At 64.9% G+C, this 22530-nt stretch carries 14 protein-coding genes, 2 tRNA genes and 1 pseudogene; 8 read left to right on the top strand and 9 right to left on the bottom strand.

The genetic code is table 11. The features are described 5' to 3' along the window. The first annotated feature begins 148 nt into the window (after positions 1–148). A complete protein-coding gene (locus tag P7644_RS12935) occupies positions 149–811 on the top strand; it encodes a cistern family PEP-CTERM protein (protein WP_404299679.1) in 663 nt (220 codons plus the stop codon). Positions 812–1021: 210 nt separating this feature from the next. Here P7644_RS12935 and P7644_RS12940 read toward each other — a convergent pair whose 3' ends face one another. Then, on the bottom strand, positions 1022–1351 hold the full coding sequence (locus P7644_RS12940) for a YnfA family protein (protein ID WP_404299680.1): 330 nt from the start codon (positions 1349–1351) through the stop codon (positions 1022–1024). Between the two features lie 22 nt (positions 1352–1373). Further along, positions 1374–4535 carry an EAL domain-containing protein gene (locus P7644_RS12945; RefSeq protein WP_404299681.1) on the bottom strand — a complete coding sequence of 1054 codons (3162 nt, stop codon included), beginning with the start codon at positions 4533–4535 and terminating at the stop codon, positions 1374–1376. A 257-nt stretch (positions 4536–4792) separates the two neighbouring features. Between P7644_RS12945 and P7644_RS12950 the strand changes: the two genes are divergently transcribed. Further along, positions 4793–5344 (top strand): C40 family peptidase, encoded by a 552-nt coding sequence (locus tag P7644_RS12950; protein WP_404299682.1) that lies wholly within the window; start codon positions 4793–4795, stop codon positions 5342–5344. A 104-nt stretch (positions 5345–5448) separates the two neighbouring features. Here the strand turns inward: P7644_RS12950 and P7644_RS12955 are convergent, their stop codons facing one another. The 3 genes from P7644_RS12955 to purL all read right to left on the bottom strand — a co-directional run bounded on the left by P7644_RS12955 (position 5449) and on the right by purL (position 11290). Continuing rightward, entirely contained in the window at positions 5449–6039 is a 591-nt protein-coding gene (locus P7644_RS12955; RefSeq protein ID WP_404299683.1) for an OmpW family protein, read from the bottom strand. A 138-nt stretch (positions 6040–6177) separates the two neighbouring features. Continuing rightward, positions 6178–7170, bottom strand: coding sequence for a DUF808 domain-containing protein (locus P7644_RS12960; protein ID WP_404299684.1), 993 nt, complete (start codon positions 7168–7170; stop codon positions 6178–6180). 100 nt (positions 7171–7270) lie between these two features. Then, a complete protein-coding gene (gene purL / locus P7644_RS12965; protein ID WP_404299685.1) occupies positions 7271–11290 on the bottom strand; it encodes a phosphoribosylformylglycinamidine synthase in 4020 nt (1339 codons plus the stop codon). Between the two features lie 191 nt (positions 11291–11481). Between purL and map the strand changes: the two genes are divergently transcribed. Both map and P7644_RS12975 read left to right on the top strand, forming a co-directional pair. Further along, the gene (map, locus tag P7644_RS12970) at positions 11482–12300 is read left to right on the top strand and encodes a type I methionyl aminopeptidase (protein WP_404299686.1); all 819 of its coding nucleotides are present in this window, start codon (positions 11482–11484) and stop codon (positions 12298–12300) included. Between the two features lie 31 nt (positions 12301–12331). Then, on the top strand, positions 12332–14953 hold the full coding sequence (locus tag P7644_RS12975) for a [protein-PII] uridylyltransferase (protein ID WP_404299687.1): 2622 nt from the start codon (positions 12332–12334) through the stop codon (positions 14951–14953). 4 nt (positions 14954–14957) lie between these two features. On the opposite strand, the pseudogene P7644_RS12980 reads toward P7644_RS12975, so the two are convergent. After that, positions 14958–16441 (bottom strand): annotated as a pseudogene (locus P7644_RS12980) (nucleobase:cation symporter-2 family protein). A 228-nt stretch (positions 16442–16669) separates the two neighbouring features. Further along, on the bottom strand, positions 16670–17209 hold the full coding sequence (gene def, locus P7644_RS12985) for a peptide deformylase (protein ID WP_404299688.1): 540 nt from the start codon (positions 17207–17209) through the stop codon (positions 16670–16672). 87 nt (positions 17210–17296) lie between these two features. On the opposite strand from def, the gene P7644_RS12990 reads away from it, so the two are divergent. The 3 genes from P7644_RS12990 to P7644_RS13000 all read left to right on the top strand — a co-directional run bounded on the left by P7644_RS12990 (position 17297) and on the right by P7644_RS13000 (position 17991). Next, complete coding sequence (locus P7644_RS12990; protein WP_404299689.1) at positions 17297–17716, top strand: YbaN family protein; 420 nt, start codon at positions 17297–17299, stop codon at positions 17714–17716. Positions 17717–17789: 73 nt separating this feature from the next. Continuing rightward, positions 17790–17865 (top strand) — tRNA-Asn (locus P7644_RS12995). 50 nt (positions 17866–17915) lie between these two features. After that, a tRNA-Asn gene (locus P7644_RS13000) sits at positions 17916–17991 on the top strand. Between the two features lie 122 nt (positions 17992–18113). Here P7644_RS13000 and icd read toward each other — a convergent pair. Further along, entirely contained in the window at positions 18114–19373 is a 1260-nt protein-coding gene (icd, locus tag P7644_RS13005; protein ID WP_404299690.1) for an NADP-dependent isocitrate dehydrogenase, read from the bottom strand. Between the two features lie 241 nt (positions 19374–19614). Here icd and P7644_RS13010 point away from each other — a divergent pair, with 241 nt between their 5' ends. Next, on the top strand, positions 19615–20082 hold the full coding sequence (locus P7644_RS13010) for a DUF192 domain-containing protein (protein ID WP_404299691.1): 468 nt from the start codon (positions 19615–19617) through the stop codon (positions 20080–20082). 86 nt (positions 20083–20168) lie between these two features. Here P7644_RS13010 and P7644_RS13015 read toward each other — a convergent pair whose 3' ends face one another. After that, positions 20169–22406, bottom strand: coding sequence for an NADP-dependent isocitrate dehydrogenase (locus tag P7644_RS13015; RefSeq protein ID WP_404299692.1), 2238 nt, complete (start codon positions 22404–22406; stop codon positions 20169–20171). Positions 22407–22530: the final 124 nt, after the last annotated feature.

Genomic DNA, 22530 nt, shown 5'->3' on the forward strand with positions numbered 1-22530 from the left:
AAGATTTCGTCGGTTTTTTTTACAACTCATCGGATTCGGTCCCAGGAAAAAAATACAACTGATTGATTTTGAAAGGATTTTTATATTTGGCACGAATGATGCTTACAGGACTACCACCGCAACCGATCAACTCACAAGTGAGGTTCCCATGAAATTCAAGAGAGCTCTTCAAACCATTGCGCTTTGCTGCGGGCTGGTGGGTTTTGGCAGCAGCAACGCGGCGGTCATGCTGTTCGATGGCGTGAGCGATACGGGTTCGATCCTGTATTCGGGCTCCCAAGACGGGGCCACGCTGTCGGCAACGGTGCAGTTCACGCTCAATTCGCTGTCGGCCACGCAAGCAATCTTCGGGGTAGTGGTCGCAAACAACTCCTCCGGCCCCGGCAGCAACCGGCTGACCTCGTTTGGGATCGACGTCGTCAGCCCCGCATTGAGTTTCGCTTCGTCCAACAACGGCTGGGATACCACACTCAATACCAACTTCCCATCCTTCGGAAGGGTAGACCTTTGCGTTTGGGATGGCAGCAACTGCTCCGGCGGCGCTAGCGGGGGTGTTGGCGAAGGACTGACCGAGTCCTTTTCGCTGAGACTGTGGACCACAGGAAACTTCCTCACGAATGGGATTGAGTTCACCAGCCCTTATGCCGTCAAGTTTCAAAGTGTTGGCACCCGTGGCGACTCCACTGAATTCGCCGGCTGCATCGTGGGCACGGCCAATTGCGGTTCGAACCCGATTCCCGAGCCTGCCTCGCTTGCCCTGATGGGCCTGGGCCTGCTGGGCGCCGCACTGGTCCGCCGCCGCAAGGCCTGATCGCCCAGGCGCAGCCAAAACCTACCGCGACCCGGCAGGGTTCTCCCATCCAAAAGCGCTCGACGAGCGCTTTTTGCATGGGTGCTTGCAACCTGGCCAGGCCCGCCGGGCCTTGCTGCCTTCGAACAATGGAGTTATTGCCAAATCCGCGCCTAACGCCCGTGTATCAAGCGCAAACAGCTATTGTTTTTGGGGATTTTATAGATACCTTCAGCCGCGTGGCGCAAACGCGATGATGGCCATGCCGCACAGCGTGACGGCCACGCCCAGCCAGTCCCAGGGGCCGGGGCGTATGCCGTCCACGGCCCAGAGCCAGGCCAGCGCCACGGCCACGTAGACGCCGCCGTAGGCGGCATACACGCGCCCCGCCGCCGCCGGGTGCAGCGTCAGCAGCCAGACAAACAGCGCCAGGCTGGCCCCGGCCGGCAACAGCAGCCAGGCACTGCGGCCCTGGCGCAGCCACAGCCAGGGCAGGTAGCAGCCGACGATCTCCGCCAGGGCCGTGGCGAGGAACAATCCGAGGGTCGTGAAAATCTGCATAAAGGCCCGGGCGTAAGCGCGCTCACACCTTCTCGGGCGCTTCGTCTGGGGCATGTTCGAGCACCAGATCCTCAAAGGCCGGCACCGGCAGCGGGCGGCTCAGCAGATAGCCCTGCCAGGCGTGGCAGCCGCTGCGCTCCAGGAAGCTGCGCTGCGCCTCGGTCTCCACACCCTCGGCGACGACCTGCAGGCCCAGGCTGGTGCCCAGGGCGACGATGGTGCGCGCGATGACCGCATCGTTGGGGTCGGTAAGCACGTCGCGCACAAAGCTCTGGTCGATCTTCAACTCGTGCAGCGGCAGGCGCTTCAGGTAAGCCAGCGAGGAATAACCGGTGCCAAAGTCGTCCAGCGCAAAGCCCACGCCGTAGCCGCGCAGCTGCACCATCTTGGCAATGGTGTCCTCCACGTCCTGCAGCAGCAGGCCCTCGGTCAGCTCCAGCCGCAGCCGGCGCGCATCGGCGCCCGTGCCGGCCAGCGCCTCCAGCACCTGGGGCACAAAGCTAGCCTCATGGAACTCGCGCGGGCTGACGTTCACCGCCACCGACAGCTGGCCCAGCACCGGGTGGGCGTTCCACAGCGCCAGGCGCTCGCAGGCCGCACGCAGCACCCATTGCCCCAGGCGCAGGATCAAGCCACATTGCTCGGCCAAGGGTATGAACTCCGACGGCGGTATGAAGCCCTTGACCGGGTGGCGCCAACGTACCAGGGCCTCGGCGCCCGTGATGCGCCCACGCACCATCTTGGGCTGGTAGTACAGCTCGAAGTGACCGGCCTGCAGACCGGTGCGCATATCTTTCTCCAGGGCCACGCGCTCGGACATCTGGGCCTGCATCTGCGGGTCGAAGAAGCGCAGGGCGTTGCGCCCCGCCGCCTTGGCCTCGTACATGGCCATGTCGCTGCGCTTGAGCAGTTCGTCTGGCGATTCACGCAGGCCCTGGAAGATGGTGATGCCCACGCTCAACGTGCTGTGGCGCAACTCGCCACCGCCGATGGCGAAAGGCTCGCGCATGGCGACCAGGAGTTGCTGGCCCACGGCCTCGGCATGGGCTGCGGCTTCCTGCGGGTTGGCGCCCAGGTCCTTGAGCACGACGACGAATTCATCCCCCCCATGACGCGCCAGCGTATCGTCCTCGGGTATGCAGCGGCGCAGGCGCGCGGCCACGTCCTGCAATAGGCGGTCGCCCATGTCATGGCCCTGGGTCTCGTTGATTTGCTTGAAGTGGTCCAAATCCAGCATCAGCACCGCGCCACACTGCTGGTGGCGCGCGCTCACCGCCAGGGCCTGCTGCAGGCGGTCAAGCAGCAGGCGCCGGTTGGGCAGTCCGGTCAGCGGATCGTTGTTGGCCAGGTAGTTCACCTCTTGCTCGGCCTGTCTGCGCTGGCTCAGGTCCACCATGGTCACGATATGGCTGTCTTGCAGCATCACCCCCGACAGTTCCACGGTGCGTTGCTGGCCAGACTGGGAGGTGATCACGCATTCCAGCGGGCGAATGGCCCCGTTCGCATCGTCACGCGCCGCCGTGCAGGCGGCCCGCCAAGCCTCGCGCGTGTGCAGGCGCTGCGCGGCATCGGGCATCGCCAGGCGCCACCAGCTGTCCACATCCGGCGCCTCCCGTGCACCATAACCACAGATCTGCACGTGGCTGTCATTGCGAAACACAATGGCCCGATCCTGCACCAGATTCACACCCACAGGCATGTGGTTGAGGATGCTGAGCAGGCGCTGCTCGCTACCCCGCAGCGCCTGCTCCATGCGTTTGCGCTCGCTGATGTCCTGCAGTACGGCCAGGTGAAAGCCTGGCTCGTGCGCCAGGTTCATGCGCGAGACCATGAGATCGCCCCACACAACGCTCCCGTCCTTGCGGCGGTAGCGTTTTTCCATGCGGAAGTCACCCAACTTACCGGCGTGCAGGCGCTCCATCAGCGCCAGACCGGTGCTCAAGTCCTCGGGGTCGGTGATGTCCTGAAAGCGCAGCTGCTGCAGCTCCTGCTCGGTATAGCCCAGCATGTCGCAGAATCTTTGGTTCGTGCGCATCAGCCTGTCCGTGTTCAGGTCGACCTGGGCCATGCCCACAGCCGCCTGGTTGAACACGGCGCGAAAGCGCGCCTCGCTCTCGCGCAGCGCCATGCCGGACAGCTCCACGTCTTCGAGCGCGCTGGCGCGGCGCAGCACCAGCAGGCTGACCAGGGCCGTGAGCAGCGCCGTGATCAGCAGCCCCCCTAAGCCCCGCATCCAGGGCAGGCGCTGCTCCTGGGGTGACAGCAGGCTGGCCGTGGGCCGGAACTCCAGCAGCCAGCGCCGCCCGCCCACCTGGATCTCCTGGCTACGCTGCATGGCGCCGTAGGTGGGCGTGTCCATGCCGAACAGGCGCCGAGCGGGGGCGGCCTCCGTTTTGCCAACCAGACCGATGTCGGACAGGGTCAACGCCAGGTCCTGGAGATGGCCCACGCGGCGCAAGGCCTGCACCACATCGTAGATGCGCACGCTCACGCCCACGGAGCCCAGGAAACGCCCCTCCTCCTGCTGCCCCGGCGCAGCGGCGGCGAACACCGGGGTGCGGATCATGATGCCGGTGCGGTGCTCGCTCTCCTGGATCAGGTCAAAGGGCGCCGATGCCACCAACACCTCGCCGTCGCGCGCACGCCCCATGGCCTCCAGGTTGCTGGGCTGAGGATGGATTTCCAGCCCCAGCACCCCGGCATTGCCGGCCTGGGGCCAGAGGAATTCGATGACGAAATATTCCGCCCGTTCCTGCTCGGGGTGAATGGCAAAGTCGACGGGCAGGCTGCCGTCCATATGAGGGTCGCTGCGGGTCTGCGCCTGGAAGGCCGCGCGCTGCGCCCCCGGCACATAACGAGTGAAGTGGATGTTCTTCACGCCGGGGTGGTTGCTCACCAGATTCAGTTCGCTGGCCACGCGCTCGAATTCAGCGCGCCGCAGCTGCGGTTTGATGGTGAACAGGCCACGCAGGCCCTGCAGCAGGTCGGTATGCGACTCCATCTGCCGCTGCAGCGCATCGGCAAACGGACGCGTTTCCTGCTCGAAACGCAACTCGGCGATGGCGTCTACAGACGCCTGCTGCTGCTGCCACAGCGCGTAACTGGTCAGGCAACCCACCAATGCCACTGCCACGCCAGGAAGCCAAAGCCGGAGTGCGAACCGCCCAATGGAATGCTGAAACATGGTCAGGAGAAACGGGGAATTAGAGCGTGGATGCCTCGCAGGAGGAACGCATCATAGTCACACAAAGTTGCACCATGAACTGATCCAATCAATCTACCGAGAAACAGGGGAAATCAAGGGCAAATACCAATTGCCTTACCGGTATCACCAATAAATTCACCTCGCCCTGACGCTGGATTATTACAAGTAACACAAATCAACAATCTGAAACCATCTGCCGGCAAGTTAAACGGCTCCCCGTGTTACCCTCGCTCTCCATGTTTCGTCGGTTCATCGTTTTGCTACTGCTTAGTGCAAATGCTTACGCCTCTCCTCCCGACGAGATGGAACGCTTGCTGGCCGACCGCGGCCTGATCGTGCAGCTGCAGGAAATGCGCCACACCGTCGCCGGCCGCACCTCGGATTTGGTCTCCACGGCCATGGGCTTCATCGGCGTGCCCTACCGCCGCGGCGGCAACAGCGCCGAAACCGGTTTTGATTGCAGCGGCTTCGTACGCACCATCTACGAGCAGGCCAAGGGCATGGTGCTGCCGCGCAAGGCCAGCGAGCAGGCCGCAGCCACCGCGGTCATCGACAAGAAAGACCTGCAGCCCGGCGATCTGGTGTTCTTCAACACCATGCGCCGCACCTTCAGCCATGTCGGCATCTACCTGGGCGATGGCAAGTTCATCCACTCCCCGCGCGCGGGCGCCCAGGTGCGCGTGGAGGACATGGGGGTGGCCTATTGGGCGCGGCGCTTCAACGGTGCCCGCCGCGTGGCACAAAACGACTTGGACATGCCGGCCATCGCCGCCTCGGCCCAGCCCTGAGCCTTCATATCACCATCACCACCACCGGCCGCTCCTATCGCGGCCGGTTTGCTTTGGACCTCTTCTACCGCCTCCCCGGCGCAGCCGGAGAGGCCCTTTGAGAACTAGAACCGATAGCCCACGCCCACACCCACCAGCAATGGGTCGACCTTGAACTTGCCGATGCCGTTGCTGACCGTGGTGTCGATGTAGAGCTTCTTCACGTCGAAATTGAGCGACCAGTTCTTGTCCAGCGCATAGTCAAAGCCAACCTGCAACGCCGCGCCCCAGCTGTTCTTCTTCACCGTCAGCGCGCCGCCGGCGATGTCCACACCGGAAAAGCGCGTGTAGTTGATGCCGGCGCCCACGTAGGGCTTGAACGCGCCCATGCCGGTGAAGTGGTACTGGCCCAGCAGCGAGGGCGGCAGGTGCTTGAGGGTGCCGATCTTGCCGCCGTTCAGGCGCACGTCATGCTTTTGCGGATAGGTCAGGATCAGCTCGGCCGCGAAGTTGGGCGAGAAGAAGTACGACACATCGACTTCCGGGATCCACTTGTTATTGACGCTCACGCCAGCCGCGCCCGCGGCACCGCCGTTGGCACTGTCAAGATGTACGGCACGCGCGCGTACCAGCCATTGGCCGTCTTGTTGCTGTGCGTAAGCCGCACCGGAAGTCATTGCACACAAGATGGCCAGTGCCAGCAGATTCTTTTTCATTGGACTCATTACCTTGGTTGAACGGGGACGGCCCCCGTACACCTATTAGGCCCACCAGCAAAATGGTCAACTTTGCTTCATATCAAAATTTAACCATGAGCCGTGTATGGGTGTGATGAAAGCGACAGCCACTCCAGACTATTCATGCGTCCCGCCGGGACTGCGCAGGCGCCCCAGCAGCATCCACCCGGCCAGAACGACGGCGCCGGCCACGAGCCCCGCCAGGGCGTTGAGCAGGTTGCTCACCAGCAACGTCCACAGGCCGCCCAGCGGCCAGCCAAGCACTGCGGCGCCCACCCCCTCGACGGCGTGGTACAGCGCCGGCACGCCATGCACCAGAATGCCGCCGCCCACGAGAAACATGGCCGCCGTGCCCAGCACCGACAGCGTCTTCATGAGCCACGGCGCCGCCGCCAGAATGCCGCGCCCCAGCGCCCGCGCGGCGCCGCTGGCCCGGCCGCTGAGCCACAGGCCCAGGTCGTCGAGCTTGACGATGCCCGCCACCAGGCCGTAGACGCCCACGGTCATCACGGCCGCAATGCCCACCAGCACGGCGACCTGCTGCATCAGCGGCGCGGTGGCCACCGTGCCCAGGGTGATGGCGATGATCTCGGCCGAGAGAATGAAGTCGGTGCGCACCGCGGCCTTGATCTTGTCCTTCTCCAGCGCCGCCAGGTCCATGGCCGGATCGGCATTGGCCTGGGCATGGCGCGCGTGTTCCGCCGCATCTTCATCGGCCGAATGCAGGAACTTGTGCGCCAGCTTCTCGCAGCCTTCGAAGCACAGAAAGGCGCCGCCCAGCATGAGCAGCGGCGTCACGGCCCAGGGCGCAAGCGCGCTGATGAGCAGCGCCGCCGGTACCAGGATGGCCTTGTTGACCAGCGAGCCACGGGCCACGGCCCAGACCACGGGCAGCTCGCGCTCGGCGCGCACGCCCGTGACCTGCTGGGCGTTCAGCGCCAGGTCGTCGCCCAGCACGCCGGCTGTCTTCTGCGCCGCGACCTTGGCCATGACCGACACGTCGTCGGCCATGGCGGCGCTCTTCTTGGCCGCAAGCTTGGACATGAGCGCCACGTCGTCCAGGATGGAAGCAATGTCGTCGAGCAGGGTCAGAAGGCTGGCACCGGCCATGAATCACTCCAGGGAGAAGGAGCTGGCATTATGAACAAAATAGCCCCTGGCACTTGATACACAAGCGCCAGGGGCTATCGTTTTAAGAGTTAGGAAAGACTTAGCCGACCCACTTGCGCGCGTTGCGCCAGATGCGCATCCAGGGGCTCAGGGCCTCCAGGCCACCGGTGGCGGCCAGGTCGGTCCAGCTCATCTGGATGTTGCGGAAGGCGCGCTCGGGGTGCGGCATCATGGCCGTGAAGCGGCCGTCCTGCGTGGTCACTGCCGTGAGCCCCCCGGGCGAGCCATTGGGGTTGAACGGGTACTGCTCGGTGGGCTGGCCGTGGTTGTCCACGAAGCGCATGGCCGCTACCGCCTTGTCCGCGTTGCCGCGGCGCGCGAAGTTGGCATAGCCTTCGCCGTGCGAGACCACGATGGGCAGGCGGCTGCCGGCCATGCCCTGCAGGAACAGGCTGGGCGAATCGAGCACCTCGACCATGGACAGGCGTGCCTCGAAGCGGTGGCTCTGGTTGGTGGTGAAGCGCGGCCAGTCCTGGGCACCGGGGATGATGTCGGCCAGCTCGGCAAACATCTGGCAGCCGTTGCACACGCCCAGGGCGAAGGTGTCGGCGCGGCCGAAGAACTGCTGGAACTGCTCGGACAGGCGTTCGTTGAAGGTGATGGAGCGCGCCCAGCCAATGCCCGCGCCCAGGGTGTCGCCGTAGCTGAAGCCCCCGCAGGCGACCACGCCGGCAAAGTCCTGCAGCCGGGCGCGGCCGGCCTGCAGGTCGGTCATGTGCACGTCGAAGGCCTCGAAGCCGGCCTCGGTGAAGGCGTAGGCCATCTCCACATGCGAGTTCACGCCCTGCTCGCGCAGCACGGCCACCCTGGGCCTTGCCAGGTTCAGGTAGGGCGCGGCCACGTCATCCTGCGGGTCGAAGCTGAGGCTGACATGCAGGCCGGGATTGGCCGGGTCGCCCATGGCGGCGTGCTCGCTGTCGGCGCAGGCGGGGTTGTCGCGCTGCAGGCAGATCTTCCAGCTTACGGCGTCCCAGACCTGGTGCAGGTCGGAGAGGGTGGCGCCAAATACCTTCTTGGCGTCGCGCCAGACCTGCAGTTCGCCCTTGCCGGCATCCACGGGCGACGTAGCCGGGCGTGTCTTGCCAATGGTGTGGCTGCACTGGACCAGGCCATGCTCGCGCAGGGTCTGCATGACGGCGGCGCGGTCGGCGGTGCGGATCTGCAGCACCACGCCCAGCTCCTCGTTGAACAGCGCGGCCAGGGTCTGGGCCTCGCGCCGGCCGCTGACCTGGGCGCCCCAGTTCTTGCCCTCGCCGCTGTCCATGCGGCTGTCGCTGATGCCGTCGCCCTCGGTGATCAGCAGATCCACGTTCAGCGCCACGCCCACCTGGCCGGCGAACGCCATCTCGGCCACGGTGGCCAGCAGGCCGCCGTCGCCCTTGTCGTGGTAGGCCAGGATCTGGCCCTGGGCGCGCAGCGTGTTCACGGCGTTCACCAGGGCGACCAGGTCCTTGGCGTCGTCCAGGTCGGGCACCTCGTTGCCGCTCTGGCCCAGTACCTGGCCCAGGATGGAGCCGCCCATGCGCATCTTGCCGCGGCCCAGGTCGATGAGCACCAGGGTGCTGTCCTCTTCCCGTGCATCGAGCTGGGGCGTGAGCGTGCCGCGCACGTCGGAGAGCGTGGCAAAGGCGGTGACGATCAGGCTCACGGGCGAGGTGACTTTCTTGACCTCGCCGCCCTCGCTCCACTGCGTGCGCATGGACAGGCTGTCCTTGCCCACGGGGATGGAGATGCCCAAGGCCGGGCACAGCTCCATGCCCACCGCCTTCACGGTTTCATACAGCGCGGCATCCTCGCCCGGCTCGCCGCAGGCGGCCATCCAGTTGGCCGACAGCTTCACGCGCGGCAGCTCGATCGGCGCCGCCAGCAGGTTGGTGATGGCCTCCGCCACCGCCATGCGGCCGGATGCGGGCGCGTTGATGGCGGCCAGCGGCGTACGCTCGCCCATGGCCATGGCCTCGCCGGCAAAGCCGCGGTAGTCGGCCAGGGTCACGGCCACGTCGGCCACGGGCACCTGCCAGGGGCCGACCATCTGGTCGCGGTGCGTGAGGCCGCCCACGGCGCGGTCGCCAATGTTGATGAGGAAGCGCTTGGAGGCCACCGTGGGGTGGGCCAGCACCTCGATGACGGCCTTCTCCAGCGGCAGGCCATCGAGCTGAATGGGCGCGAAGCTGCGCTGCACACTCTTGACATCGCGGTGCATCTTGGGCGGCTTGCCCAGCAGCACATCCATGGGCATGTCCACGGGGTACTTCTGGTCGCCATCGGCCACGGCCGTGTCTTCCAGCACCAGTTGGCGCTCGTCGGTGGCCGTGCCGATCACCGCGAAGGGGCAGCGCTCGCGCTCGCAGAAGGCCGTGAACTGCGCCAGCGATTCAGGCGCAATGGCCAGCACGTAGCGTTCCTGGCTTTCGTTGGACCAGATTTCCTTGGGCGCCAGGCCCGATTCCTCCAGTTGCACGGCGCGCAGGTCGAAGCGCGCGCCGCGGCCGGCGTCATTCGTCAGCTCGGGGAAGGCGTTGGACAGGCCGCCCGCGCCCACGTCGTGGATGGCGAGGATGGGGTTCGCCGCGCCCTGCGCCCAGCAGTGGTTGATGACCTCCTGCGCGCGGCGCTCGATCTCGGGGTTGCCGCGCTGCACGGAGTCGAAGTCCAGCTCGGCCGCGTTCGTGCCCGTGGCCATGGAGCTGGCGGCGCCGCCGCCCATGCCGATGCGCATGCCGGGGCCGCCCAGCTGGATCAGGAGCGTGCCGGCGGGAAACAGGATCTTCTTCGTGTGCTGCGCGTCGATGGTGCCCAGGCCGCCCGCGATCATGATGGGCTTGTGGTAGCCGCGCGTGATCTCGCCGACCTGCTGCTCGTACTCGCGGAAGTAGCCGCAAAGGTTGGGACGGCCGAACTCATTGTTGAAGGCCGCGCCACCCAGCGGGCCCTCGGTCATGATCTGCAAGGGGCTGGCAATATGCTCGGGCCGGCCCACAGTGCTGCCCCAGAGCTTGGAGACAGTGAAGCCGGTCAGGCCGGCCTTGGGCTCGGAGCCGCGGCCCGTCGCGCCCTCGTCGCGGATCTCGCCGCCCGCGCCGGTGGCGGCGCCGGGGAAGGGCGAGATGGCCGTGGGGTGGTTGTGCGTCTCCACCTTCATCAGCACATGGTGGGTGCCACTTCGCTTTTGATAGCTGGGTGCGCTTGCCTGATCTGCGAAAGAGTTGAATTTTGCAAAAAACTGCTCGACCTCGCTGCCCTCCATGATGGAGGCGTTGTCGGCATAGGCCACGATGGTGTGCTGGGGCGAGACGGCCTCGGTGTTGCGGATCATGCCGAACAGGCTTTTCTCCTGCGCCACGCCGTCGATGGTGAACTGGGCGTTGAAGATCTTGTGGCGGCAATGCTCGCTGTTGGCCTGGGCGAACATCATCAGTTCCACGTCCGTGGGGTTGCGCGCCAGGCCCGTGAAGGCCGCGACCAGGTAGTCGATTTCGTCGTCGGCCAGCGCCAGGCCCCAGGCTTTGTTGGCGGCCTCCAAGGCGGCGCGGCCGCCCTTCAGTACATCGACGAAGGCCATGGGCTCGGCCTGCAGCTCGGTGAACAGCCGCTCGGCTTCGGCGCGCGAGGCGACCACCGATTCGGTCATGCGGTCGTGCAAGAGCGCCGCGACCTGCTGCAGCTGTGCCGCATCCAGCTCGGGCTTGCCGCCAAGCAGTCCGCTCTTGAGGCTGATGCGGTACTCGGTGATGCGCTCCACACGGCGCACGGCCAGGCCGCAGTTGTGGGCGATATCGGTGGCCTTGGAGGCCCAGGGCGAGACCGTGCCCAGGCGCGGCGTGACCAGCAGCACCACGCCATCCTGCGGGCCGGCGTAGGGGTCGCCATAGGCCAACAGCGCGGTCAGCCGCTCCAGCGCGGCGGGAGTAGGGGCGGCGTCCTGCGCCACCAGGTGCACATGGCGCGCGGCCAGGCCTTCGATCTTGGGGTGGATGGCCTGCAGCTGGGGCAGCAGTTGCTGGGCGCGAAAGGTGCTGAGGGCATTGCCGCCCTCCAGCTGGGTGATGTGCAAGGTCACGGTATGGCGGCCTGGAGTGGTGGGAGGAAAAGGCTTTGCTGCCGCAGGGCGCGGATGGCCGCTGAATGGGGCCACCGCGCCCGGCGGCGCGTATGCGTGGTAACCCGACATTTTAACGGCGACCACCTTGCCGCGCAGGCGGGGTGGGCAAGCGTCTGCAGGGGGTAAATGCGAATGGGATAATTTCCGCCATGAGCAGCATCACCATCAAAGACTCCCAGGGCATTGCCGGCATGCGCGAGGCCTGCCGCCTGGCATCCGAAGTGCTGGACTACATAGCACCCCATATCAAGCCTGGCATCACCACCCTGGAGATCGACCGCCTGGGCGCCGAGTGCATGGCAGCCCAAGGCACCGTGTCCGCCACCGTCGGCTACCAGCCACCGGGCTACCCGCCCTACCCCGGTCACCTGTGCACCTCGGTCAACCATGTGGTGTGCCACGGCATACCGAACGAAAAGCCGCTGAAGAAGGGCGACATCGTCAATGTGGACGTGACGGTGATCACCAAGGATGGCTGGTACGGCGACAACAGCCGCATGTACCTGATCGGTGAATGCTCGATCGCCGCCAGGCGGCTGTCGTCCCTGACCTATGAGGCCATGTGGCTGGGCATACAGCAGGTCAAGCCCGGCGCACGCCTGGGCGACATCGGCCACGCCATCCAGAAATTTGCCGAGGGCCACGGCCTGTCGGTGGTGCGTGAGTTCTGCGGCCACGGCATAGGCCAGAAGTTCCACGAAGACCCCCAGGTGCTGCACTACGGCCGCCCCGGCACCGGCCAGGAACTGGTGCCGGGCATGACCTTCACCATCGAGCCCATGCTGAACCAGGGCAAGCGCGACATCAAGGAACTGGGCAACGACGGCTGGACCATCATCACCAAGGACCGCAGCCTGTCGGCGCAGTGGGAACACACGGTGCTGGTCACGCCCACGGGCTACGACGTGCTCACGCTCTCGACCGGATCGCCCGCCCTGCCCTCCTTCGTGACTACGACCACCACCTGAGCACGGGGCTGGCGCATACGACTCCTGCCTCATGCCATCGTCCCAGCCACCATCTGCCGATCCCGCCGCGCTGCACGCGCTGCGCGACGGTTACCGCCGGGACAAGGACGCCCTGCTGACCAGGCTGCAGGTGCCCGGCGCCTCCACGCGCGGCATCCGCAGCCTGTTGCGCAAGCTCTCCGCGCTGGCCGACGGCTTGCTGTGCCGGCTATGGACGCGCGCTCAGCTGCCGCCGGGCTGGGCGCTGGTGGCCGTGGGCGGCTATGGCCGTGGCCAGCTGTTCCCGCATTCCGACGTGGATGTGCTGCTGCTGCTGCCCGACGGTACGGCGGCGGCCGACGACGCGGCGCGCCAGCCCATCGAGGCCTTCATCGGCAGTTGCTGGGATGCGGGCCTGGAGATAGGTTCCAGCGTGCGCACCGCGGGCGAATGCCTGAGCGAGTCCGCCGCCGATGTGACGGTGCAGACTGCGCTGCTGGAATCGCGCCTGCTGTGCGGCAGCGCTGCGCTGTTCGAGGAGTTCCGCCAGCGCTATGACGCGCAGATGGATCCGCGCGCCTTCCTGGTCGCCAAGACGCTGGAAATGCGCCAGCGCCACACCAAGTACGAAGACACGCCCTACGCGCTGGAGCCCAACTGCAAGGAGTCACCCGGCGGCCTGCGCGACCTGCAGCTCATCCTGTGGACCGCCCGCGCCGCAGGCCTGGGCCGCAACTGGCGCGAGCTGGCGGCCAACGGCCTGGCCACGCCCTTCGAGGTGCGGCAGATCGAGCGCAACGAGGCGCTGCTGCTCCTGATCCGCGCGCGCCTGCACCTGCTGGCCGGGCGGCGCGAGGACCGCCTGGTATTCGATATGCAGACAGCCGTGGCCGAGGGCCTGGGCTACCGCTCCACGGCGCCGGACGGCCGGCGCCTGGCCATGCGCGCCAGCGAAACGCTGATGCGCCGCTACTACTGGGCCGCCAAGGCCGTGTCGCAGCTCAGCCAGATCCTGCTGCTGGGTATCGAGGAGCGGCTCAACCCCTCGACGCACGAGCCGCGCCCCATCAACCCGCGCTTCTTCGAGAAGGCCGGGCTGATCGAGGTGGCCAGCGACGACCTGTACGAGCGGCACCCGCACGCCATCCTGGAGACCTTCCTGCTCTACGAGAGCACGCTGGGCCTGAAGGATCTGTCGGCGCGCACGCTGCGCGCGCTCTACAACGCGCGCGCCGTGATGGACGGGGGCTTTCGCCGCGACCCGGCCAACCGCGCGCTGTTCATGCAGATCCTGCGCCAGCCGCGCGGCATCACGCACGCCATGCGGCTCATGAACCAGACCTCGGTGCTGGGGCGCTACCTGTGGCCCTTCAGGCGCATCGTCGGCCAGATGCAGCACGACCTGTTCCACGTCTACACGGTGGACCAGCACATCCTGATGGTGCTGCGCAACGTGCGGCGCTTCTTCATGGCCGAGCATGCGCACGAATACCCGTTCTGCTCGCAGCTGGCCGCGGGCTGGGACAAGCCCTGGATCCTGTACGTCGCGGCGCTGTTCCACGACATCGGCAAGGGCCGCGGCGGCGACCATTCGCGGATCGGCGCACAGGAGGCGCGGCGCTTTTGCCGCGCGCATGGCGTAGAGAGCGAGGATGCGCGGCTCATCGAATTCCTCGTCGCCGAGCACCTGAGCATGAGCCAGGTAGCGCAGAAGCAGGACCTGTCCGACCCCGGCGTGATCGCGGCGTTCGCCAAGCGCGTGGGCAACGAGCGCTACCTCACCGCCCTGTACCTGCTCACCGTGGCCGACATTCGCGGCACATCTCCGAAGGTCTGGAATGCCTGGAAGGGCAAGCTGCTGGAAGACCTGTACCGCGCCACGCTGCGCGTGCTGGGCGGGCGCGCGCCCGACCCAGCCGCCGAGATCGAGGCGCGCAAGCGCGAGGCGCTGATCCTGCTGGCCCTGAGCGCGCTGCCGCACGAGGCGCACAAGCGCCTGTGGGAGACGCTGGACGTGAGCTACTTCATGCGCCACGAGGCGCCCGACATCGCCTGGCACACGCGCCACCTCTCGCGCCATGTGGGCAGTACGCGGGCCATCGTGCGCGCCCGGCTGTCGCTGGCCGGGGAGGGGCTGGAGGTGCTGGTCTACGCCCCGGACCGGGCCGACCTGTTCGCCCGCATCTGCGGCTACTTCGACCGCGCGGGCTTCTCCATCCTGGACGCGCGCGTGCACACGGCACGCAACGGCCACGCGCTGGACACTTTCCAGGTCGTGGCTGCAAACCAGCCTGGCGCCTACCGTGAGCTCATCCATATGGTCGAAAACGACCTGCAGCGCGCCATCGAGGACCAAGGAGCGCTGCCCGAGCCGGCACGCAGGCGCGTTTCGCGCCGCGTCAAGAGCTTTCCCATCGCGCCGCGCGTCACGCTGCGCCCCGACGAAAAGGCCCAGCGCTGGCTCATCAGCATCTCGGCAAGCGACCGCGCCGGCCTGCTGTACATGGTGGCGCGCGTGCTCTCGCGCCATGGTCTGAACGTGCAGCTGGCCAAGGTCAGCACCCTGGGCGAGCGCGTGGAGGACACCTTTTTGGTGCAGGGTACGGAACTGCAGAGCAACGCGCAGCAGATCCGCATCGAGACCGAGCTGCTGCAGGCGCTGGCCGATCAGTAGCTCATCAGTGCGCGTGTGCGCCGGCCACGGGCACCAGCTTGCCGCTCTTGTCGTAGAGCTTGCCGTCCACCACCACATCACCGTCATACAGGCTGGCCAGCACCTGCGCGCTCAACGTGCGGTCCGAGGCCGCGACAAACACTGATTGCTGGTCTGAATTGCCCCGCTTGAAGTGGTTGAACAGCAGGTTGAGCACGATGGCGACCAGGGCGGTGGCGCTGATGCCGGAATGGAAAATGGTGGCGAACCAGTCGGGGAACTGTGCGTAAAACTTGGGCGCGACCACGGGAATCAGCCCCGCGCCCACCGAGGTGGCGACCACGATCAGGTTCATGTTGTTCTGATAGTCCACCTTGGACAGGGTGCGTATGCCGCTGGCCGCCACCGTACCAAACAGCACCAGCCCGGCACCACCGAGCACCGACGGCGGCACGCAGGCCACCACGCGGCCCATGATGGGCAGCACGCCCAGGGCGATCAGGATCAGGCCGCTGTAGGCCACGACGAAGCGGCTCTTGACGCCGGTGACGGCCACCAGGCCCACGTTTTGCGCAAAGGCGCTTTGCGTGAACGAGCCGAACAGCGGCGCGACAATGCTCGACAGCATGTCGGCGCGCAGACCGTCGCCCAGGCGGCGCGAATCAACGCGCGTACCCACAATGTCGCCGACCGCCAGCACATCGGCCGAGGTCTCGACCAGGATCACCAGGATGACGATGAACATCGACAGAATGGCCGCCAGGTTGAACACCGGCCAGCCAAAGTGCAGCGGCGCAGGGAGGGCAAACCACGCGCCTTGCGCCACCTGCGAAAATCCGCCTTGCCCAGCAGGGCCGCCACCAGCGTGCCGATGACGATGGACAGCAGGATCGATAGGCGCGAGATCGCGGCGTTGCCGAGCTTGGAGAGCAGCAGCACGGTCGCCAGCGCAATGCCCGCCAGCGCGATATTGCCCACGCTGCCGTAGTCCGCCGCACGCACATTGCCGCCCATGGCCCAGTGCGCGGCCACGGGGATCAACGACAGGCCGATCACCGTGATGACGCAGCCATTGACCAGCGGCGGGAAAAAGCGCGTGACCTTGGAAAACACCGGTGCGATCAACAGTCCAAGCATGGCCGAGGCCATCACCGCCCCCAGGATGCCCTGCATGCCACCGCCGGTCTGCAGGATGCTGACCATGGTGGCTACGCCGGCAAACGACACACCCTGCACCAGCGGCAGGCGGCTGCCGAAGAAGGGAATGCCCAGGGTCTGCAGCAGCGTGGCCACGCCGCCCATGAACAGGCAGGCCGTGATGAGCAGGCCGGTATCGGCGGCCGCCATGCCGGCCGCCTCGGCCACGATCAGCGGCACGGCGACGATGCCGCCGTACATGGTCAGCACATGCTGCAGGCCATAGGCGAGGTTGGCGCCCAGGCCCAGGTTTTCGTCCTCCGGCCGCTGCTCGCTGGTCGCGTTCGTAGGTTTGACGGAATGCGTGTTCACTGTGGTCTCCTAGAGTTTTTAAGCCCAAGGCTCTTCATGGCCACTTGGCTCGCTGCACCGCCCTCTTTTCTTGGATGCGCGTTCTTGCTATCGCACCCAATCTCCTCAACTGCAGCCTGCGAGGCACTGTACGATCAGCTCAGGCAAAAATTGCATACGGTTATGTATACAGTCTTTAACCATTCTTCTGCCAATTCGCAATCTGCAAACGCGACGGGGAAACCGCCGTTATTCCTCCTCGACCGTGCCGATGTCCGAAAACAGCACCTCGGTAAAGCCGAACTGGCGGAAATCGCGCATGCGCATGGGATAGAGCTTGCCCCACAAGTGGTCGCATTCGTGCTGCACCACACGCGCATGAAAGCCGCTGACCATGCGGTCTATGCGCTCACCATGCACATCAAAGCCGGTATAGCGCACGGTCTGCCAGCGCGGCACCATGCCACGCAGTCCGGGGACTGACAGGCAGCCCTCCCAATCGAACTGCTCTTCATCGCCTACGGGTGTGATCGACGGATTGATCAACACCGTGCGCGGCACGATGGGCGCGCCTGGGTAGCGCGGATTGGGCGCACCCGAGCCGAACACCACCACTTGCAAATCCACGCCGATCTGGGGGGCAGCCAGACCGGCGCCGTTGGCCGCATGCATGGTCTCGAGCAAGTCAGCGACCAGCTGATACAGCTCTTCGGTGTCGAAATGCGTGACCGGCTGGGCGACCCGTAACAGACGCGGGTCACCCATTTTCAGAATAGTGCGCAGGGTCATTGAGTCAAGTCAAAAGCAATGGCAACGTACAGGTCATGCAGGATAACGCGTGTCAACTCCTGCCCGGCCAACGGCACAATCAGCCCCATGACCGAGCACACCGAGTCTCTGCCCCCCGTGCCCGAGCAGCCGCCATTGCCGGCGCTGGCACGCTGGCTGCTGCTGGTGTTTGCCGTGCTGTGCCTGGTCATGGGCGCGATTGGCGTCGTTGTGCCAGGCCTGCCCAGCACGGTCTTCGTCCTCCTGGCCGGCTGGGCAGCGGCACGCAGTTCACCACGCCTGTACCGCTGGCTCTGGTACCACCCCCTGTTTGGCTCCATGCTGCGCAACTGGGCCAACGGCGGGCGCGTGAGCCGCCACGCCAAATGGAGCGCCACCGGCCTGATGACGCTATGCGCGGTCATCCTGCTCGTGATCGACACCCCGCGCTGGGCCGCCTACATGGCATGCGGCTTCATGGCCATCACGCTCACCTGGCTATGGCTACGGCCCGAACCAGTCCGCTAAACAGCCAGCAACCGATTGATTGCGAGAAAGTATCCAGACAAGGTCGTTTTTATGTATATAATTTAAGGCTTATTCCCCGATAGCTCAGTCGGTAGAGCGACGGACTGTTAATCCGCAGGTCCCTGGTTCGAGCCCAGGTCGGGGAGCCAAAGTTGAAAGGCCTTGCAATTGCACAAGGCCGGCAAGAATTACCGATCATTCCTCAATAGCTCAGTCGGTAGAGCGCCGGACTGTTAATCCGTAGGTCCCTGGTTCGAGCCCAGGTTGAGGAGCCATTCAAGGCCATCCCGAATATATTCCGGGATGGCCTTTTTCTTTGCCTGAGTCGCGTCGGCCAGAGAAAAAAGGCCCGCCCGATCAAGGGCCGGCCTTGTGCCTGAGTACAAACCCGTGCAGCTCACATATTGTCGATCATGACCTGCCCAAAGCCCGAGCAGCTCACCTGGGTTGCGCCTTCCATGAGGCGCGCAAAGTCATAGGTGACGCGCTTGCTCTGGATAGCCTTTTCCATGGCCCGGATGATGAGGTCAGCCGCCTCGGTCCACCCCATGTGGCGCAGCATCATCTCGGCCGAGAGGATTTCGGAGCCCGGGTTCACATAGTCCTTGCCCGCGTACTTGGGTGCCGTGCCGTGCGTGGCTTCGAACATGGCCACCGAATCCGACATGTTCGCGCCCGGTGCTATGCCTATGCCCCCCACCTGGGCCGCCAGCGCGTCGGAGATGTAGTCGCCATTCAGGTTCAGCGTGGCAATCACGCTGTACTCGGCCGGGCGCAGCAGGATCTGCTGCAGGAAGGCATCGGCAATGCTGTCCTTGATGGTGATTTCCTTGCCCGTGCGCGGATTTTTCAGCCGCATCCACGGACCGCCGTCGATCAGCGTGGCACCGAACTCCTGGGCCGCCAGCTCGTAACCCCAGTCACGGAAGCCCCCTTCGGTGAACTTCATGATGTTGCCCTTGTGCACCAGGGTCACACTGGGCTTGTCGTTGTCGATGGCGTACTGGATCGCCTTGCGCACCAGGCGCTGCGTGCCCTCGCGGGACACGGGCTTGACACCGATGCCGGAGGTCTCGGGGAAGCGGATCTTCTTGACGCCGAATTCGTCCTGCAGGAACTTGATGAGCTTCTTGGCCTTGTCGGACTCGGCCTCGAACTCGATGCCGGCGTAGATGTCCTCCGAGTTCTCGCGGAAGATCACCATATTCGTCTTGTGCGGCTCCTTCACCGGCGAAGGCACACCCTTGAAATACTGCACGGGCCGCAGGCAGACATACAGATCGAGCTCCTGGCGTAGTGCCACGTTCAGCGAGCGAATGCCCCCGCCCACGGGTGTCGTCAGCGGCCCCTTGATGGAAACCACGTAGTCGCGCACGGCTTGCAGGGTTTCCTCGGGCAGCCATACGTCGGGGCCATAGACCCGGGTGGATTTTTCGCCCGCGTAGACTTCCATCCAGTGGATCTTGCGCTGCCCGCCATAGGCCTTGGCCACGGCGGCATCCACCACCTTGAGCATCACCGGAGTGATGTCCATGCCCGTGCCATCGCCCTCGATGTAGGGAATGATGGGCTGGTCCGGCACGTTGAGGGACATGTCGGCATTGACGCTGATCTTCTGGCCCTGGGCGGGCACCTTGATGTGCTGGTAGCTGGTCATGTAGCAGGTCTCCGGTAATGATTGCCAGGCGAGCGGTACTTATGCCCAGCCTGGCCGCAAATGCCTGGGGATTCTAGCCAGAGATAGAACGAGAACGCCTGCCTGCCTGCGCAAGGTTTGGCAGAGCGCAAACGGCCCAGCTTGCGTGGATGCGCATGGGACATCCCAAAAACCGCCAAAATGCTCACCGTTCTCCGGGCATATGGCTGCCCAATTTTTGCATCAGACTCACTGGCCCTCCATGAAGCCGAATTCCTTTCTTTCTCGCACCTTCCTGCTGGCGGCAATCACCCTGTCCAGCGCCGCCGGGGCCCAGAATGGCCCGCAAATGAATCTGCAACGCGTGGAACTGGCGGCGGGCATGCACCGCATAGAGGCACAGTTGGCTGCGTCGGCCCAGGAACGCCAGATCGGCCTGATGTTTCGCCGCGAGATGCCGCAGCACGAGGGCATGCTGTTCGTCTTTGAACAGCCCGCCACGCAGTGCTTCTGGATGAGAAACACACCGCTCGCGCTCACGGCCGCCTTTGTGGCCGACGATGGCACCATCGTGAACCTGGCCGACATGCAGCCCATGACCGAGGACTCGCACTGCTCGGCAAGGCCCGTGCGTTACGTGCTGGAAATGAACCAGGGCTGGTTCTCCAAGAAGGGGCTCAAGGCAGGCAGCAAGCTCACAGGCCGGCCATTTCAACCCGCACGCCCATAAGCCACACAACCCGAAATGCAAGAAGCCGGCCCAGGAGCCGGCTTCTCGTCTATTGAGAAGAGCCGGCTTACAGCCAGCTCCGGGTATCAAGCCGTCAGCGACGCGATGGCTGCATTGAATGTGCTGCTTGGACGCATCACGGCATCAAGCTTGGCCGAATCAGGCTGGTAGTAACCACCAATGTCCACCGCCTTGCCCTGCACGCTGTTCAATTCGTCAACGATCTTGGCCTCGTTGTCGGCCAACTGACTGGCCAGCGGAGCAAATTTGGCAGCCAGCTCGGCATCCTCGGTCTGGCCGGCCAGCTCTTGCGCCCAGTACATGGCCAGGTAAAACTGGCTGCCACGGTTGTCCAGCTGACCTGTCTTGGGGCTGGGGCCCTTGTTGTTGTCCAGCAGCTTTCCGGTGGCCGCGTCCAGCGTCTTGGCCAGCAGCTTGGCGCGGGCATTATTGTGCTTGATGCCAAGGTCTTCCAGCGACACGGCCAGGGCCAGGAACTCACCCAGCGAGTCCCAGCGCAGGTGGTTTTCCTCCACCAGCTGCTGCACATGCTTGGGCGCAGAGCCACCGGCGCCCGTTTCATACATGCCGCCACCGGCCATCAGGGGCACGATGGAGAGCATCTTGGCGCTGGTGCCCAGCTCCATGATGGGGAACAGGTCGGTGAGGTAGTCGCGCAGGATGTTGCCTGTGGCGCTGATGGTGTCCAGGCCGCGGATGACGCGCTCGAGCGTGTAGCGCATGGCGCGCACCTGGCTCATGATCTCGATCTGCAGGCCCGTGGTGTCATGCTCGTGCAGGTACATCTTGACCTTGGTGATGAGCTGCGCCTCGTGCGGACGGTAAGGGTCGAGCCAGAACACCACCGGCATGCCCGACTGGCGCGCACGCGTGACGGCGAGCTTTACCCAGTCGCGGATCGGTGCGTCCTTGACCTGGCACATGCGCCAGATGTCGCCGACTTCCACGTTCTGGCTCATCAGCACCTCGCCGGTGTCCAGGTCGGTGATATTGGCCACGCCATCCTCGGTGATCTCGAAGGTCTTGTCGTGGCTGCCGTATTCCTCGGCCTGCTGGGCCATCAGGCCGACGTTGGGCACGGTGCCCATGGTCTTGGGGTCAAACGCGCCGTGCCACTTGCAGAAGTTGATCATCTCCTGGTAGATGCGGGCGAAGGTGGACTCGGGCATCACGGCCTTGACATCCTTCAGGCGCCCGTCGGCGCCCCACATCTTGCCGCCGTTGCGAATCATGGCCGGCATGGATGCATCCACGATGATGTCGTTGGGCGAGTGGAAGTTGGTGATGCCCTTGGCCGAATCGACCATGGCCAGCTCAGGGCGGTTTTCATGGCAGGCATGCAGGTCGCGCATGACTTCGTCACGCTGGGCCGTAGGCAGGGTTTCCAGCTTGTCGTACAGGTTGACCATGCCGTTGTTCACGTTCACGCCCAGCTCCTCGAACAGCTTGGCGTGCTTCTCGAAGGCTTCCTTGTAGAAGATCTTCACGCAGTGGCCGAAGACGATGGGGTGCGAGACTTTCATCATGGTGGCCTTGACGTGCAGCGAGAACATCACGCCAGTCTTGCGCGCGTCCTCGATCTCCTTTTCGTAGAAGGCAAGCAGGGCCTTCTTGCTCATGAACATGGAGTCGATGACCTCGCGGTCCTGCAGGCTGACCTTGGGCTTCAAGACGATGGTCTTGCCGCTCTTGGTGATCAGCTCCATCTTGACGTCGCGCGCGCGGTCGAGCGTCATGGACTTCTCGCCATGGTAGAAGTCGCCGCCGTGCATGTGCGAGACATGCGAGCGCGAGGCCTGGCTCCACTCGGCCATGCTGTGCGGATGCTTGCGCGCGTATTCCTTGACGGCCTTGGGCGCGCGGCGGTCGGAATTGCCCTCGCGCAGCACCGGGTTCACGGCCGAGCCTATGCACTTGTTGTAGCGCGCACGGATGGCCTTTTCTTCGTCGGTCTTGGGGTCTTCCGGAAAGTCGGGGATGGCGTAGCCCTTGCCCTGCAGCTCCTTGATGGCAGCCATGAGCTGCGCCACCGAGGCGCTGATGTTGGGCAGCTTGATGATGTTGGTATCGGCCTGCAGCGTCTTCTTGCCCAGTTCGGCCAGGGTGTCGGGCACGCGCTGGGATTCGGCCAGGGCCTCGGGAAACTGGCCGAGCACGCGCGCGGCCACCGAGATATCGCTCTCCGCGACGTTGATGCCGGCCGGCGCGGCAAAGGCGCGCACGATGGGCAGGAACGAGGCCGTTGCCAGGCGCGGCGCCTCGTCGGTCAGGGTGTAGATGATGGTGGGTTGTTCAGTGCTCATCTTGTCTCTCGGGTCAACAAAAAACGGTGGTTTGAAGCTGTCCAGTACGTGGGCGCTTGGCTTACGCGCTGACGATATGACATTGTGCTTGAGGGAAACTGACAACCTCCCATTTTTTGCAATC

Origin of the sequence: Alicycliphilus denitrificans (genome assembly GCF_044792555.1) — a bacterium.
Taxonomy (GTDB): Bacteria; Pseudomonadota; Gammaproteobacteria; order Burkholderiales; family Burkholderiaceae_C; genus Alicycliphilus; species Alicycliphilus denitrificans_A.

Excerpts from the sequence above, each read along its gene's own strand:
- P7644_RS12935 (WP_404299679.1), top strand. The coding sequence starts at position 149 with ATGAAATTCAAGAGAGCTCTTCAAACCATTGCGCTTTGCTGCGGGCTG.
- P7644_RS12940 (WP_404299680.1), bottom strand. The coding sequence starts at position 1,351 with ATGCAGATTTTCACGACCCTCGGATTGTTCCTCGCCACGGCCCTGGCG.
- P7644_RS12945 (WP_404299681.1), bottom strand. The coding sequence starts at position 4,535 with ATGTTTCAGCATTCCATTGGGCGGTTCGCACTCCGGCTTTGGCTTCCT.
- P7644_RS12950 (WP_404299682.1), top strand. The coding sequence starts at position 4,793 with ATGTTTCGTCGGTTCATCGTTTTGCTACTGCTTAGTGCAAATGCTTAC.
- P7644_RS12955 (WP_404299683.1), bottom strand. The coding sequence starts at position 6,039 with ATGAAAAAGAATCTGCTGGCACTGGCCATCTTGTGTGCAATGACTTCC.
- P7644_RS12960 (WP_404299684.1), bottom strand. The coding sequence starts at position 7,170 with ATGGCCGGTGCCAGCCTTCTGACCCTGCTCGACGACATTGCTTCCATC.
- map (WP_404299686.1), top strand. The coding sequence starts at position 11,482 with ATGAGCAGCATCACCATCAAAGACTCCCAGGGCATTGCCGGCATGCGC.
- P7644_RS12975 (WP_404299687.1), top strand. The coding sequence starts at position 12,332 with ATGCCATCGTCCCAGCCACCATCTGCCGATCCCGCCGCGCTGCACGCG.
- def (WP_404299688.1), bottom strand. The coding sequence starts at position 17,209 with ATGACCCTGCGCACTATTCTGAAAATGGGTGACCCGCGTCTGTTACGG.
- P7644_RS12990 (WP_404299689.1), top strand. The coding sequence starts at position 17,297 with ATGACCGAGCACACCGAGTCTCTGCCCCCCGTGCCCGAGCAGCCGCCA.
- icd (WP_404299690.1), bottom strand. The coding sequence starts at position 19,373 with ATGACCAGCTACCAGCACATCAAGGTGCCCGCCCAGGGCCAGAAGATC.
- P7644_RS13010 (WP_404299691.1), top strand. The coding sequence starts at position 19,615 with ATGAAGCCGAATTCCTTTCTTTCTCGCACCTTCCTGCTGGCGGCAATC.
- P7644_RS13015 (WP_404299692.1), bottom strand. The coding sequence starts at position 22,406 with ATGAGCACTGAACAACCCACCATCATCTACACCCTGACCGACGAGGCG.